Consider the following 13528-nt stretch of genomic DNA (forward strand, 5'->3'; position numbering starts at 1 on the left):
TCAGACGACAGCCAAGCGCGGCTGGGCATTGAAGAAGTTCACCAGATCGCCCACGGTGGTGACCTTCCCGAAGAAGGGGTTGGCCTGGGTGGACGAGAGGTCGCGACCTGTGCGCTGGGCGATGCCCGGTACCAGGGACAGGTCAAGCTCGTCGCCATCGATCTGCAGGTCGGCGCCCAGTCGGTCCGTCACCCGCAAAGGAAACCGCGCGCGGTGGTGCGCCAGGCAGGCCTGGAGTTCTTCGTACACGGCGCGCACGACCCAGGTGTCCACATGGCGGCAGTCGATGGACCTGGCAAAGTGGCAAATGGACTCTTCCGAGCGGGTCTGCAGCAACCGTGTGAAGTGCTTCTTTTCGCGTGCGCGGGAGACCGCCTCGCCGCCCATGGCCAGCGCCGCCAGAACCCCGACCACAGAAGGGTGCGCCCAGAGCGCCCAGAGAAAGCCGCCAACCAGGCCGGCGACAAACAGGTCTCCGAACCAACGCGACGCGGGCGTTGCGGACGGGTGTTCGATCCGGGGCATGTGTCGGGATGCAGGTTTCATCGCAGGCGCTCCTGACGGCGGCATGGTGCCAGTTCGCCGCATTCTGCCACCCGTCTCCACTTCACACCCGCCTCACAAACTTCATCGCCCCCTCACACCCGCCGCCAACACTGCCTGCACATTCATCACCTGTGGAGGACTCCTTGAAACACCCCTTGTTCATCAAACTGCTGGGGCTCGCGGCCATCGTGCTGCTGCTCATGGTCGGGCTGGGCCTGATCGAGGACGTGGTGCGCGACAGGCAGCGCTACCGCAGCATGACGGCGCAGAGCGTGGCCGACAGCCTGGCCGGGCCACAGACGCTGATGGGCCCGATGATCCACAGCGCCTGCGTGGAGAGCTGGGACGTGGAGACCGGCAAGGGCGAGGAGCGTCGCATGGTGGAGCAGCGCCGCGAGTTCCTGCTCACGGCCATGCCCGAGCAGCTCAAACTGCGCACCGGTGCCGCGATGGAAGAGCGCGCACGCGGCCTGCACAAGGTCAACACCTTCAACCTGAAGTCGCACATCACCGCGCAGTGGGGCCCCCTGGACAGCCTGCAGCCGCAAAGCACCACGAAGGGCTCGCGCATGCACTGCGGCGCACCGATCCTGATGGTGGCCGTGGGCGATGCGCGCGGCATCCGCATGGCCCAGGTCACGCTGGGTGAGCAGGCGCTGCCGCTCAAGCCTGGCACCTTCCACCCCACCTACACGCGCGGCCTGCATGCCAGCCTGCCCGAGTCGGTGCGCGGCCGTTCAGAGGGCCTGACGGCCACGCTGGACCTGGAACTGGTGGGCACGGAGCGCCTGGCCATCGTGCCTCTGGGCGGCAGCACCGAGGTGCAGATGACCAGCGGCTGGCCGCACCCCTCGTTCTCGGGGCGGTTTCTTCCCTCAGAGCGCGAGGTGACGAAGGACGGATTCACCGCGCAGTGGCGCCTGTCGTCCCTGGCCACCACGGCCCAGCAGGACATCGCCAACAGCAAACGCATCTGCGTCAACGGCCACGACATCCCGAACGAGTACGCAGCACCGGGAGGGGGCAGCGCCAGCGACTGCGCCGACAGCTTCAGCGTGGCCTTCGTCGACCCGGTGAACCCCTATACCCTGGCCGACCGCGCCACCAAGTACGGCGAGCTGTTCATTGCGCTGACCTTCGTGGCCGTGGGCCTGTTCGAGCTGATGAAGAAGCTGCGCGTGCACCCTGTGCAGTACCTGCTGGTGGGCAGCGCGCTGTGCAGCTTCTTCCTGCTGCTGGTGAGCCTGTCGGAGCACCTGCCGTTCGGCATCGCCTATGGCATCGCGGCCACCGCCTGCGTGCTGCTGCTGGCCTATTACGCAAGCCACATGCTGGGCAGCCTGGCGCGCGGCATTCCGCTGGGCGCCGCCATCGCCCTGCTGTATGGCCTGCTCTACGTGCTGCTGCAGCTGGAGCAGACCGCACTGGCGGTAGGCGCGATCGCACTCTTCCTGGTGCTGGCGGCCGTGATGGTGCTGACCCGCAAGGTCAACTGGTATGGACTGACCCCGCCCGCCAGCACGCCCCGCCCCCCCGCACAACCGGGGCTGGCCACTGCCACCCAGCCTGGGAGCCCGTCGTGAAAGCATGCGCCACACGGCTTCCCTCGGCCTGGGAGCAGCACCTGGCCGCGCCCGTCGCAGACCCGGCACGGACCTTGTCGGGCGCCGAGGCCCTGCGCGTACAGCGCTACCGCGACCAGTTGCTGGCCGCACTGCAGGCGCGGGACCGGGCCGCGCTGCAATGCGCCAAGCAGGCCGTGCTGCGGGCGGCCTATGGCCCCCAGGGCACATCCGGCCCGCCGGCCTCGGCCGCACTGCGCGCGGCACTGCGCGACCTGTCGTGGCACATGGCGATCCTGCTGCTGCCGCGCCATCCGGCCGGCTTGCTGGCGCACTGAAAGCAGGCGCTGCCGGTCGCTCAGGCAGCCACCGGCCGTGCCAAAGGCGTTGGCGAGCAGCCCGCGCCGCCGCAACCATGCACCAGTTCGCCGGGCAGCGCCTCGGGTGCATTCACCACGCCGGTGGACGCATCGAAGCCCACGCGGCGCAGGTGCAGTGCCAACGCGGCGTCCATGGTCTGCGCATGCTGGGGGAACCACAGCGCCAGCTCGGCGGCCATCATGCGCAGCGCCTGCAGGTCGCCCTGCGCAGCGCGCAACGCGCCTTCGCGCATCACCTGCAGCACCACCTTGTGCTGCATGCTGTGGCAGTTGCCGGATGCAAAGTGCGTGCTGGCCATCCACCGGTCCTCCATGCCGAAGTGCTGCTCGGTATGGGTGACGAGTGCCTGCCAGCGGGTCAACAACTGCGCGTCGTCCGAGCACTCCACCTGCGCCAGGAGTTCGACGAACTCCTCGTGCGTTTCGTCCATCAGCGGCAGGTCCAGTGCCAGTGCCCCCGACCATTCCAGTGCTGCCATGTGCCGCTCCGTTCTTCCAAGCCAATCGAGAGGCCAGCTTAGGCGCACACGGGCCGCAAGACTTTGATGCAGGTCAGCTCGCAGCGCAACGTGGCGCGGCCCATGCCAAAGCCCCGCACAGGGCGGGGCTCGGTGTCGCACCATCAGCCCGGAGGGCCGCGGTGCAGGGGCTGGAGCGATTTAGCTCTGGCCGTACATGCGCTTGGCGTCGTCCACGCACTTGGACTTGGCATCACCGCTCATGGCATCGCAGCGTTCCTTGGCAGCCTTGTAGTTGGCTTCGTTCTTTTCGGCCGAGGCGTCCTTGCGGGCTTCGGCGACCTGGGCACCCTTCTCGGCGGCATTGTCGGCAGGCTTGGCTGCGGCCTTGGCCACCTTGGCGTTTTCCTTGGCGCTGGTGTGGGCGGCCTTGGCATCCTTCACGCACACATCCTTGGTATTGCCCTTGAGGTCATCGCACTTTTCCTTGGCCACTTCATAGTCGGCGTCGGCACGTGCCATGCGGGCCTTGTTCGTGGCCTTGTCGGAAGGCTTGTGCTGGGCGTCCAGTTCGGCCTTGGCCACGTCTTCGGCGCCCTTGGCTTCCTTGACGCAGATGTCCTTGGCGTTGTCCTTGAGGGTGTCGCAGTTGGTCTTGGCGGCCTTGTAGTCGGCCGAGATCTTGTCCTTGGCGGATTTGTACTCGGCGTCGGTCATGGCCATCGCGGAAGTGGCCAGCAGGCCGGCGGCGATGGAAGCGATCAGGGTGCGTGCGAATTTCATGGTGGTTCTCCTCGGGGTCTCGGGGGTGTCTTGTAGGGGTGGTGAAAAAGCGTTGTGCATTCGGTAGCCCGCCAGCTGCAGGGCGGTTGCCCTGGAGGGTTCTGGCTACCGGTGCGCCACGGCGATGTCAGTCGTTGAAGCGGAAGTCGGGGTGGCGGCTTTGCCAGTCGCTGAGCTGCTTTTCGGCGGCATCGCGGGCAAGGCCCTGGCGCTCCTGCAGCTTGCCCAGGAACTGTTCGCGCTTGCCATCGATGACGTCCAGGTCATCGTTGGTGAGCTTGCCCCACTGTTCGGTGATCTTGCCGGTGAACTGCTTCCAGTTGCCCTTGATGGTGTCTTCATTCATGGTGTGCATCCTCGAAAAAATTCGCTTCAGCCATCCACTCGGATTGCGTGGAACACTTGCGTGATGCGATGGAGAGACTGTAAGAACAGGCCCGCCTGCGGCGCGTAGTCCGCACCGTGGAACACGCGTCGGCGCACGCCTACGGCCCTGCCGGACAAGCACCCGCCCAGCGGCACCGGTGTTTCCATCGCCGAAAAGCGGGTGTTGCTGCTGCGCATCGCGCAGTGCGGCCCTTTCCTCTGTAGCGAGGCCGGCGCGTTTCTTTTGGTAACGCTTACTGGCGGGTAGGAATGCCACTTTTGTAGGAGCTTGCCTACACTTCTCTACAAATCTTCACAAAAGTCGCCATGACACACGCCCACGAAGCATCCGATGCGGCTTTGGCAGCACCGCTGCCCGCCCGCACAGCCTCCTTCTCGTCGCCGACCGAGGCAGCGCCAGCAGCGTCGGACTCCGCGGGCGCTCCCTGGATCCAGCTGTCGGCGGCCGCCGCAGCCAGCGCGGCCCTCGCCGCCTGCGGCGGCGGTGAGGCCGAAGCCGAGGCGCCCCTGGCGCTCAGGCAAGCCGACAACGCGCCCCACATGCCTCTGCTGGGCGACATGGGCGGTTCAGGCTCTTTCCGATCGGAGCAGGCGGCCAGCCGCACGCCCACGCCCGACGAGCTGATGGACTGGGCGGAGATGGTGTTCCCGCAGTACTTCGACTCGCACCAGGCCAGCATCACCAGCGGCACGCTCGTTTTCCGCTACTACGGCGGCACGCGCAACTACCTCGGGGTGTACCAGGGCAATGTCGTGGTCCTGGGCCCGCCCACCGACAACGCCGTGGTCAACGTCGGCGCACTGGCCAGCTTCGGCGACGTGGTCTTCTCCAGTGGCCGGCCGTTCAACGACCCGGAGGCGGCGCGCTTTCTGCTGCAGGCGGGCTTTGCAGCCACCACGCAGGACATCGCCACCGTCCGCTCCATTGGTTTCGACGCCTGGCTGAACGCGCAGTTCAACGCCCCCATCGGCATTTCGGGCTGGGAGTGGCTCAACCAGCGCGGGTACGCGACGGTCGACAACTCCACGGCCTACTACGACAACACCTACCCCGGCGACTGCATGATCTGGTCGCAGCTCATGACGTCGCCCGACAGCCTGCGCAAGCGCGTGGCGCTCGCGCTGTCGGAGATCTTCGTGGTCTCGCTCTCGGGCCTGGACTTCAACTGGCGCAGCCACGCCATCGCGCACTACTGGGACACACTGGTCTTCCATTCGTTCGGCAACTTCCGCAACCTGCTGCAGGACGTGTCGCTGAACCCGGCCATGGGCTACTACCTCAACACCCGCGGCAACCAGAAGGAAAACGCCGCCACGGGCCGCCAGCCGGACGAGAACTACGCGCGCGAGGTCATGCAGCTCATGTCCATCGGGCTGGTCATGCTCAACATCGACGGCACCGTGCGCCGCGACGGCGCGGGCCAGCCCATCGAAAGCTACAGCCAGTCCGACGTGACCAATCTGGCGCGCGTGTTCACGGGTTACGACTACAACCAGTCGCTCAACCAGCAGGGCACCGTCCCGGGCACCACCCGCACGGTACCCAACACGGCGTTCACGCGGCTGCCCATGTCGCTCAATGCCTCGCTGCACTCCAACCTGGCGGTCAACTTTCTGGGTGCCAGCATCCCGGCCAACACGCCGGGCGCTGCGGCCCTGGCCACGGCGATGGACACCCTGTTCTACCACGGCAACGTGGCGCCCTTCATCTGCAAGCAGCTGATCCAGCGCCTGGTCACCAGCAACCCGTCGCCGGCCTATGTGGCGCGCGTGGCCACGGTGTTCAACAACAACGGCGCCAGTGTGCGCGGTGACATGAAGGCGGTGGTCCGCGCCATCCTGCTCGATGACGAGGCACGCTCCTCCGCCGGCCTCACGCAGCCGGGTTTCGGCAAGCTGCGCGAGCCCATGCTGCGCCTGGTGCAGTGGGGTCGCACCTTCAACATCAGCTCCAACTTCGGCAGTTGGAAGATCGGGGACACCAGCTCCGCCAGCACGCGGCTGGGCCAGAGCCCGCTGCGCTCGCCCTCGGTGTTCAACTTCTTTCGCCCGGGCTACGTGCCGCCTTCCACCGCACTGGCCCAGAGCGGCGCGGTGGCGCCCGAGTTCCAGCTGGTCAACGAAAGCAGCGTGGGCGGCTACCTGAACTACATCCAGGGCGTGATCCGCAACGGCATCTACGTGAACGCGCCCGACCAGCCCAACAACGGCAGCAACGCGAACAACGGCTATGACATCAAGGCGCTTTACACGCACGAGATGGTGCTGGTCGTCGACCCCGACGCCCTGGTCGCGCGCATCAACCTGCTGATGTGCGCGGGCCAGCTGTCGGCCGCCACCGTGAAATTGATTGTCGATGCGATCAAGGCCACGCCGGTCACGGCCGCCAGCACCGACAACGTCAAGCTCAACCGCATCGCGTCGGCGATCTTCCTGGTCATGGCCTCGGCCGAGTACCTCATCCAGAAATAAGAGGACGCGCTGCCATGCACCTGCTCCAACCCGAACTCCACACCCGCCGGGCCTTCCTGCGCCGCAGCGGCCAGCTGGGCCTGGCCGGCACCGCCCTGCCCTTTGCGCTGAATCTGGCCGCCATGGGCGAGGCAGCGGCCTTCACCGCCACCGACTACAAGGCCCTGGTGTGCGTCTTCCTCTATGGCGGCAACGACTATGCCAACACCGTGGTCACCTACGACGACCCGAGCTACCTCAAGTACAGCGCCATCCGCGGCGGCAACGGCCTGGGTGGCGGCGGCATCGCCATTCCCAAGAGTGCACTGGGGGCCACCTTGCTCAACCCCACGGCCGCCCTGCCCGGTGGCCGCCAGTACGCACTGCACCCGTCCATGTCGGGCCTCACGGGCCTGTTCAACAATGGCAAGGCCGCCGTGCAGCTCAACGTCGGCCCGCTGGTGGTGCCGCTGACCCGTGCCCAGTACAACGGCTCCAACCGCAGCCTGTACCCGCTGCCGCCCAAGCTGTTCTCGCACAACGACCAGCAGTCGGTGTGGCAATCGTCCTCGCCCGAAGGCTCGACCATCGGCTGGGGCGGCAACATCGGCGACCTGGCCCTGTCGTCCAACGCCAACTCGCTGTTCACCTGCATCTCGGTCACGGGCAATGCGGTGTTTCTCTCGGGCGACTCGGCACTGCAATACCAGGTGAGCACCAACGGCGCGATCCCGATCAATGGCGTCAAGAGCAGCGTCTATGGCTCCACCGCCGTGCGCTCGGCGCTGACCAGCCTGATCCAGCAGACCAGCAGCCAGACGCTGGAGAACGAGTACAACCGGGTGACGACACGCGCCGTGACCTCCGAATCGCTGGTCACCACCGGCATCGCGGGCGTGAACCTGGCGACGCCCTTCCCCGCGAACAACAACCTGGCCGACCAGCTGCGGATGGTGGCGCGCCTGATCGGCGCACGCGGCACCATGGGCACCAAGCGCCAGGTGTTCATGGTCTCGATGGGGGGCTTCGACCTGCACGACAACCTGATCTCCCAGCAACCGGGGCTGATGCAGCGCCTGAGCGATGCGATGACCGCCTTCCACAATGCCACGGTGGAACTGGGCATCGCCGACAAGGTGACGGCCTTCACCGCGTCCGACTTCGGCCGCACGCTCAACTCCAACGGCGATGGCTCCGACCACGGTTGGGGCAGCCACCACCTGATGGTGGGCGGCGCCGTCAAGGGCAAGGCCTTCTACGGCACGCCCCCGCCGGTCAGCAACACCAACACCGCCGCACCCGACGACCAGTGGCACGTGGGCCAGGGCCGCCTGCTGCCCAGCACCTCGGTGGACCAGTACGCGGCCACGCTGGCCAAGTGGTTCGGCGTGAGCAACACCGAGCTGGCCGGCGTGCTGCCCAACCTGAGCCACTTCGGCGGTGCCGAATACCCCGTGGACCTGGGCTTCATGAACGCTTGAGCGGCCACGCCGCCACAACGCCCCGCACGCTGCACAGCCAGCGGGGCGTGCCTTTCCGGGCCCCCGCTGCAGACTGCCCATAATGCAGCCATGAGCAGCATTCCCAACACAGCCATCCGTCCCCGGGTCGTCATCATCGGTTGCGGGTTCGGCGGGCTCGAAGCGGCGCGCGCGCTGCACGGCAGCGCCATCGACGTCACGGTGGTCGACAAGACCAACCACCACCTGTTCCAGCCCCTGCTCTACCAGGTGGCCACGGCCGGGCTCTCGGCACCGGCCATTGCCGCGCCCATCCGCCACCTGTTTCGCAAGCAGCCCAACGTGACCACGCTGCTCGGCGAGGTGGAGCGCATCGACGTGGCCGCGCGCCAGGTGCTGCTGCAGGGTGACGACACCCTGCCCTACGACCACCTGATCGTCGCCGCCGGTGCGACGCACAGCTATTTCGGGCGCGATGACTGGGCGCCCTTCGCCCCGGGCCTCAAGACCCTGGACGATGCCTTCGACATCCGCCGGCGCATCCTGCTGGCCTTCGAAGCCGCCGAGCGCACGAGCGACCCGGTGCAGCGCGCCGCCTGGCTCAACTTCGTGGTGGTGGGCGGTGGCCCCACGGGCGTGGAGATGGCCGGCACCCTGGCCGAGATCGCGCGCCACACACTGCCCGGCGAGTTTCGCCACATCGATCCGGCCAGCGCGAAAATCATCCTGCTCGAAGGCGGCGCGCGCGTGCTGCAGGCCATGCCCGAGGCCCTGAGCCAGCGCGCCAAGGAGCAACTGGAAAAGCTGGGCGTGGAAGTGCGCTTGAATGCGCGGGTCACGGCCATCGATGCCACCGGCCTCACGGTGGCCGGCCCCGCACCGGGTGCGGACCCCACCGCCGCCAGCTACGCGATTCCCAGCCAGTGCATCGTCTGGGCTGCCGGCGTGGCGGCTTCGCCTTTGGGCCGGCTGCTGGCCGAGGCCACCGGCTGCACCACCGACCGCGCCGGCCGCGTGGTGGTCGAGCCCGACCTGACGCTGCCCGGCCATCCCGAGATCAGCGTGGTGGGTGACCTGGCCGCCGCCAGGAGCCATGTGCCCGGCCAGGAGCCCACGCCCGTGCCCGGCGTCTCCCCCGGCGCCAAGCAGATGGGCCGCGCCGCCGCCGCCAACGTGCTGCGCCGCCTCGCCCAGCAGCCCACGCAGCCGTTCCGCTACCGCGACTACGGCAACCTGGCCACCATCGGCCGCAACGCCGCCGTGGTGGACCTCACCTCGCCGATGGGGCCGGTGCGCTTTTCAGGCTACTTCGCCTGGCTGTTCTGGCTGTTTGCGCACGTCTACTTCCTGATCGGCTTTCGCAACCGCCTGGTCGTGCTCATGGACTGGGGCTGGGCCTACTGGAGCTTTGCGCGCTACGCGCGCGTAGTGACGGGCATCGAGGGCGCAGCGAAAAAAGTCCGCGAATGACAAACGGGCCCCAAGGCCCGCTCATGCAAACCAGCCTCGCCAGGCGGTACCTTTGCGCAGGAGCCTACCCTGCGCTGGTCGACACCGCCTGGCGATGCCGGAACCGGGTGCTCAGTACCCGGCGCCCACCGCCAGCGGCAGGAAAGTGTCTACCGCCCCCAGCACGGCAGGCGCGCCGCCCACCTGGGTGTAGCTCAGCTGGCCATTGCTGATCGACAGGATGGTGCCCGTTTCGCGGTAGAAACGGTAGTACTGGTTGCCGTAGGTCAGCGAGGGCGAGAACGAGGGCTTGAACAGCGTGGGGAAGGTGTCTTCCGCGTAGTTGAACAGCCGGTCTTCCGAACGCGTGACCACCGCCTTGAAAGGAGCCAGGCCGCCGGCCTGGCCCAGGCCCGTGAAGTCCATCACGTAGCTGATGGAGCCGGTCGATGGATCGACCTTGAACAGCTTGGTGAACGCCGCGCCGTACAAGGTGTTGCTGTCGCCTTCGGCTAGGCCATAGACCGAGGTGGCCAGGCCGAAGCTGCCGACGTTGGCCGATTGCTGGTTGTTGCGCAGGTTGACGATGCCCAGCGAGTCGTTCTCGCCGGCAAAGAACAGGCGGCCATTGAGGTAGGCCAGGTCGCCGGCCGACTGGGATGGCAAGGTGCCGACCACGGTGGACTGCGCGTTGGCAGGATTGATCTGGTAGAGGTTGGTGTTGGTGCTGGAGGCACCGAACAGCTTGCCGCTGCCGTCGAAGGTCAGCGCGTTGGCGCCGTTGATGCCATGCTTGCCGATCAGGACCGCGGCGCCAGCAGCATCCAGGCGGTACAGCGAGTTGAAGGTCATCACATACAGGGTGCCAGCCGCATCGGTGGCGATGTCGGTGATGGAGCCGTCCACCGTGGGGCGCGACACCAGGGTCAGGGACTTGGCGTCCACATCGACGAGCATGATCTTGCCGCTGTCCTGTACATAAAGCTTGTCACCGGCCCAGGCGGCGGTGGTGGCGAGGGCGATGGTGGCGGCACAGGCGGAGCGCAGCAGCGATGGCTTGAAGAACATACGAGAGATTACCTTGGCAATGACAGTGGATCGGAGCCTGTGGGTGCCGGGCGGCGAATCAAGCGCCGCCCAGCCTCACGCTCACAGGCCGGGAAAGGGAAAGAGAAAGCCGAAAGGCCCTGCGCAACGGCGAACACGGACGCTGCCTGCCACGGTGGACCACCCGGCGCCCATGCGCGCCGGGAACGTACTGACGATCCATGCGAAGCCGTGCCGGGCAGCGCCTGCGGTTGCTGCCCGACAAGGGACTTGCACGGCCCCAAACAGATCGTCAACACGGTCCGGGCCATTATGGAAGAGCGCCGCGTGCCCTGGCACCCTACCAAAGTAGGGTTTGGGCGGAATACACAAAGTGTTTCAACCGCAGTCGTCCGCCACGGCAGTTGCTGCTGCCTTACCGTGCCTGCACCACCTGCTCCAGCCACTCGTCGATCTCGCGCGCGGCCTGGTGGGCCGCTTCGGCGAGCGCGCGGGTACCACCGGCCGCATCGGCCGTGGTGGCCGGGCGCTGCACGATGAAGACACGCTGGCCCACCAGGTTTTCACCCAGCTGGGTGGGCTCCGCGACGGTGGCACGCAGGCGCACCAGGCCGGCGCTCTCGGTCGCGCTGGTGAACACCTGGCTGAACTCTTCGAGCTCCAGGCGCAGCACGGTGGGCCGCTTGTTCGCCACGCGGGCCTGTACGGCCGCATCGCTGGTGTTCAGCACGGCCCGGCGCAGGCCCAGGTGCTCGCGGATGCGCTGCTGCACCAGCGTGGCCGGGGGCTGGCTCCAGCGCGCCTGCGCATAGGGGCGTGGCTGCTGCGCATCGGCATAAGCCAGGCGGTAGAGCACCGATGTGCTGCTCTCGGGCATGCCGGTGGCTTCCACGTCGGCCAGCGCCAGCGGCGGCAGCGGAGCGCGGCGGTCGCTCGGTGCCGTCGCCATGGCACCGGGCCCGAAGTCGTACTGCACCGCCCGAGTGGGGGGGCCGGGAAGGGCCGAACAACCGGCCAGCACGGCGGCAGCGCATGCCAGGGCGACACTCCGGCGCCCCAGACGCCCCGGGACAGTGCGTTGGATATCCTGCATGGCGATGTACTCCTTGAATTCGTCGGACGGCGGCATCAGCGCGCGGCGCCTGGTGCGGCAAAGCCCTCTTCGCCCGGGCCGGGGGGAATGCGGCCCGAACCGTAGATGAACGACTGCGGGTTGTCGCTCACGCTGTTGGCGGCCCGGCCGATCTGGCGTGCCGTGCGCGACAGCTCGTCGGCCGCACGGGTGACGCGCGGCAGCGTGTTGCTGCCCAGTGCATCGGCCGCGCGCGTGAGCGCCTGGGTGCCCTGGGTGATCTGGTCGATGGGGCCGCCTTCGACGGTGAGGCGCCGGTTGGTGGCGTTGATGCCTGCGGCCATGTCCGACACGCTGGCACCCGCCTTCTGCAGCGACTGCAGGGTCTGGCGCGCATCGCCGGCCAGCGCGGGCAGCGACGCCAGCGCCGGGTCGAGCCGGGTCTGAACCGTGGTGTCCAGCCGCTGGGTGAGGGCGTTGACGCTGCCCGCCGCCTGGCCGATGTTGCCGATGGCCTCCGTGAGCAGCTTCTGGTTGGTGTCGCCCAGCAGCTGGTTGATGCGGCGCGTGGCCTCCTCCACCTGGCCCAGGATGGCCGGCGCCTGCTCGGCCAGGCGGCCAAACGGCGACGGCTTGAGCGGCAGGCGCGGCAGGCCGCTCGGGCCCGGGGGCAGCTCGGGGTACGGTGCGGCCGCATCGTCGAGCTGCACATGAGCCAGGCCGGTGACGCCCTGGTAGCCCAGCACGGCGAAGGTGTTGGGGCTGATGGGGGCCTGCTCGTTCACGGCAATGCGGATCAGCACATTGCCGTTGACCTGGGGATCGAAGCCGATGCGCGTGACCTTGCCCACGGCCACCCCCTTGTAGCGCACGGTGGCCTGGGGCTGCAGGCCGCTCACGCCGTCCTTGGTGGACAGCTCGTACTGCTCGTAGTTGGCGTTGTCGCGCGTGAGCCAGATGGCCAGCCCCGCCAGCATGGCGGCCACCACGATGACGAAGATGCCGGCGGCGAGTGCGTGTGATTTGTTTTCCATCAGGCGTCCTTGGAAGTCTGCATTGGGGCCGCGGGCGCTTGCCCAGGCAAGCCCGCCAGGGGGGCCATGGCGCGCTGGCCACGTTCACCCATGAAGAATTGCTCGACGAAGGGGTGTTTGAAACGCGCCACTTCAACAGGCGGGCCGGTGACGATGACCTTCTTGTCCGCCAGCACGGCTACCCGGGTGGACAGGGCAAACAGGGTGTCGAGGTCGTGCGTGACCATGACCATGGTGAGGCCCAGCGCCGCGTGCAGCTCGCGCAGCAATGCGCAGAACTCGTCGGCACTGCTCGGGTCCAGCCCGGCGGTGGGCTCGTCGAGCAGCAGCAGTGGCGGGTCCATGATGAGGGCGCGCGCCAGGGCCACGCGTTTGACCATGCCGCCCGACAGGTCGGCCGGCATGCGGCTGGCGTGCTCGGGCTTGAGACCCACCATCTGCAGCTTGACCAGCGCGGCATCGCGCACCAGATCGTCGGGCAGGGTGCCCTGCTCACGCAGCGCGAAGGCCACGTTGTCGAGGACGTTGAAGGCCGAGAACAGGGCCCCGTGCTGGAACAGCATGCCCACCCGGCTGGCGGCCCCTTCACGGCCCATCTCGGAGGCCGGACGGCCAAGCACGGTGACCGTGCCACGCGCGGGCCGGGCCAGGCCCAGTATCTGGCGCAGCAGCACCGTCTTGCCGGTGCCCGAGCCCCCCACGAGCGACAGCATCTCGCCGCGCTGCACGGTGAATTCCAGGTCCTGGTGCACGGCAAAGGCTTCGCTGCCTTTGCCGAACACGCTCCACAGGCCCCGGACCTCGACCACGGGCGGCGTGCCCGGCGGCAGGGCCAGCGCCTGGGGCGCGTTGCTGCCGGCGGTGGTGGTGGCAGGAGCGGAAATGGCGGCGGTGCTCAC

13 protein-coding genes are annotated in these 13528 nt (G+C 67.8%); 5 read left to right on the forward strand and 8 right to left on the reverse strand.

Going from position 1 to position 13528, the window contains the following annotated elements; genetic code table 11:
- The gene (locus U5N23_RS18385) at positions 1-525 is read right to left on the reverse strand and encodes a hypothetical protein (RefSeq protein WP_322594181.1); all 525 of its coding nucleotides are present in this window, start codon (positions 523-525) and stop codon (positions 1-3) included.
- A 164-nt stretch (positions 526-689) separates the two neighbouring features.
- On the opposite strand from U5N23_RS18385, the gene creD reads away from it, so the two are divergent.
- Together creD and U5N23_RS18395 are read left to right on the forward strand one after the other, a co-directional pair.
- Complete coding sequence (gene creD, locus U5N23_RS18390; RefSeq protein WP_322594182.1) at positions 690-2129, forward strand: cell envelope integrity protein CreD; 1440 nt, start codon at positions 690-692, stop codon at positions 2127-2129.
- Positions 2126-2446, forward strand: coding sequence for a hypothetical protein (locus U5N23_RS18395; RefSeq protein WP_322594183.1), 321 nt, complete (start codon positions 2126-2128; stop codon positions 2444-2446). The genes creD and U5N23_RS18395 overlap by 4 nt, the downstream gene beginning before the upstream one ends.
- A gap of 20 nt (positions 2447-2466) precedes the next feature.
- Here U5N23_RS18395 and U5N23_RS18400 read toward each other — a convergent pair whose 3' ends face one another.
- The 3 genes from U5N23_RS18400 to U5N23_RS18410 form a co-directional block, all read right to left on the reverse strand.
- The gene (locus tag U5N23_RS18400; protein ID WP_322594184.1) at positions 2467-2967 is read right to left on the reverse strand and encodes a hemerythrin domain-containing protein; all 501 of its coding nucleotides are present in this window, start codon (positions 2965-2967) and stop codon (positions 2467-2469) included.
- A gap of 180 nt (positions 2968-3147) precedes the next feature.
- Positions 3148-3729, reverse strand: a complete 582-nt coding sequence (locus U5N23_RS18405; protein ID WP_322594185.1) for a hypothetical protein — start codon at positions 3727-3729, stop codon at positions 3148-3150.
- Between the two features lie 127 nt (positions 3730-3856).
- The gene (locus tag U5N23_RS18410; RefSeq protein ID WP_322594186.1) at positions 3857-4075 is read right to left on the reverse strand and encodes a CsbD family protein; all 219 of its coding nucleotides are present in this window, start codon (positions 4073-4075) and stop codon (positions 3857-3859) included.
- Positions 4076-4422: 347 nt separating this feature from the next.
- Here U5N23_RS18410 and U5N23_RS18415 point away from each other — a divergent pair, with 347 nt between their 5' ends.
- The 3 genes from U5N23_RS18415 to U5N23_RS18425 all read left to right on the forward strand — a co-directional run bounded on the left by U5N23_RS18415 (position 4423) and on the right by U5N23_RS18425 (position 9497).
- Positions 4423-6588 carry a DUF1800 domain-containing protein gene (locus U5N23_RS18415; protein ID WP_322594187.1) on the forward strand — a complete coding sequence of 722 codons (2166 nt, stop codon included), beginning with the start codon at positions 4423-4425 and terminating at the stop codon, positions 6586-6588.
- Positions 6589-6602: 14 nt separating this feature from the next.
- Positions 6603-8048 (forward strand): DUF1501 domain-containing protein, encoded by a 1446-nt coding sequence (locus U5N23_RS18420; RefSeq protein WP_322594188.1) that lies wholly within the window; start codon positions 6603-6605, stop codon positions 8046-8048.
- 90 nt (positions 8049-8138) lie between these two features.
- Positions 8139-9497: an NAD(P)/FAD-dependent oxidoreductase gene (locus tag U5N23_RS18425; RefSeq protein ID WP_322594189.1), complete on the forward strand. Its 1359-nt coding sequence runs from the start codon at positions 8139-8141 to the stop codon at positions 9495-9497.
- A 111-nt stretch (positions 9498-9608) separates the two neighbouring features.
- Here the strand turns inward: U5N23_RS18425 and U5N23_RS18430 are convergent, their stop codons facing one another.
- The 4 genes from U5N23_RS18430 to U5N23_RS18445 all read right to left on the reverse strand — a co-directional run bounded on the left by U5N23_RS18430 (position 9609) and on the right by U5N23_RS18445 (position 13528).
- Positions 9609-10544 (reverse strand): hypothetical protein, encoded by a 936-nt coding sequence (locus U5N23_RS18430; RefSeq protein ID WP_322594190.1) that lies wholly within the window; start codon positions 10542-10544, stop codon positions 9609-9611.
- Between the two features lie 394 nt (positions 10545-10938).
- Complete coding sequence (locus U5N23_RS18435; RefSeq protein ID WP_322594191.1) at positions 10939-11616, reverse strand: ABC-type transport auxiliary lipoprotein family protein; 678 nt, start codon at positions 11614-11616, stop codon at positions 10939-10941.
- A gap of 35 nt (positions 11617-11651) precedes the next feature.
- Positions 11652-12629 (reverse strand): MlaD family protein, encoded by a 978-nt coding sequence (locus U5N23_RS18440; protein WP_322594192.1) that lies wholly within the window; start codon positions 12627-12629, stop codon positions 11652-11654.
- Complete coding sequence (locus tag U5N23_RS18445; protein WP_416208632.1) at positions 12629-13528, reverse strand: ABC transporter ATP-binding protein; 900 nt, start codon at positions 13526-13528, stop codon at positions 12629-12631. Before U5N23_RS18445 ends, U5N23_RS18440 begins: the two co-directional genes overlap by 1 nt.

This window comes from Acidovorax sp., from assembly GCF_034519795.1.
Classification (GTDB): Bacteria; Pseudomonadota; Gammaproteobacteria; order Burkholderiales; family Burkholderiaceae_C; genus Acidovorax.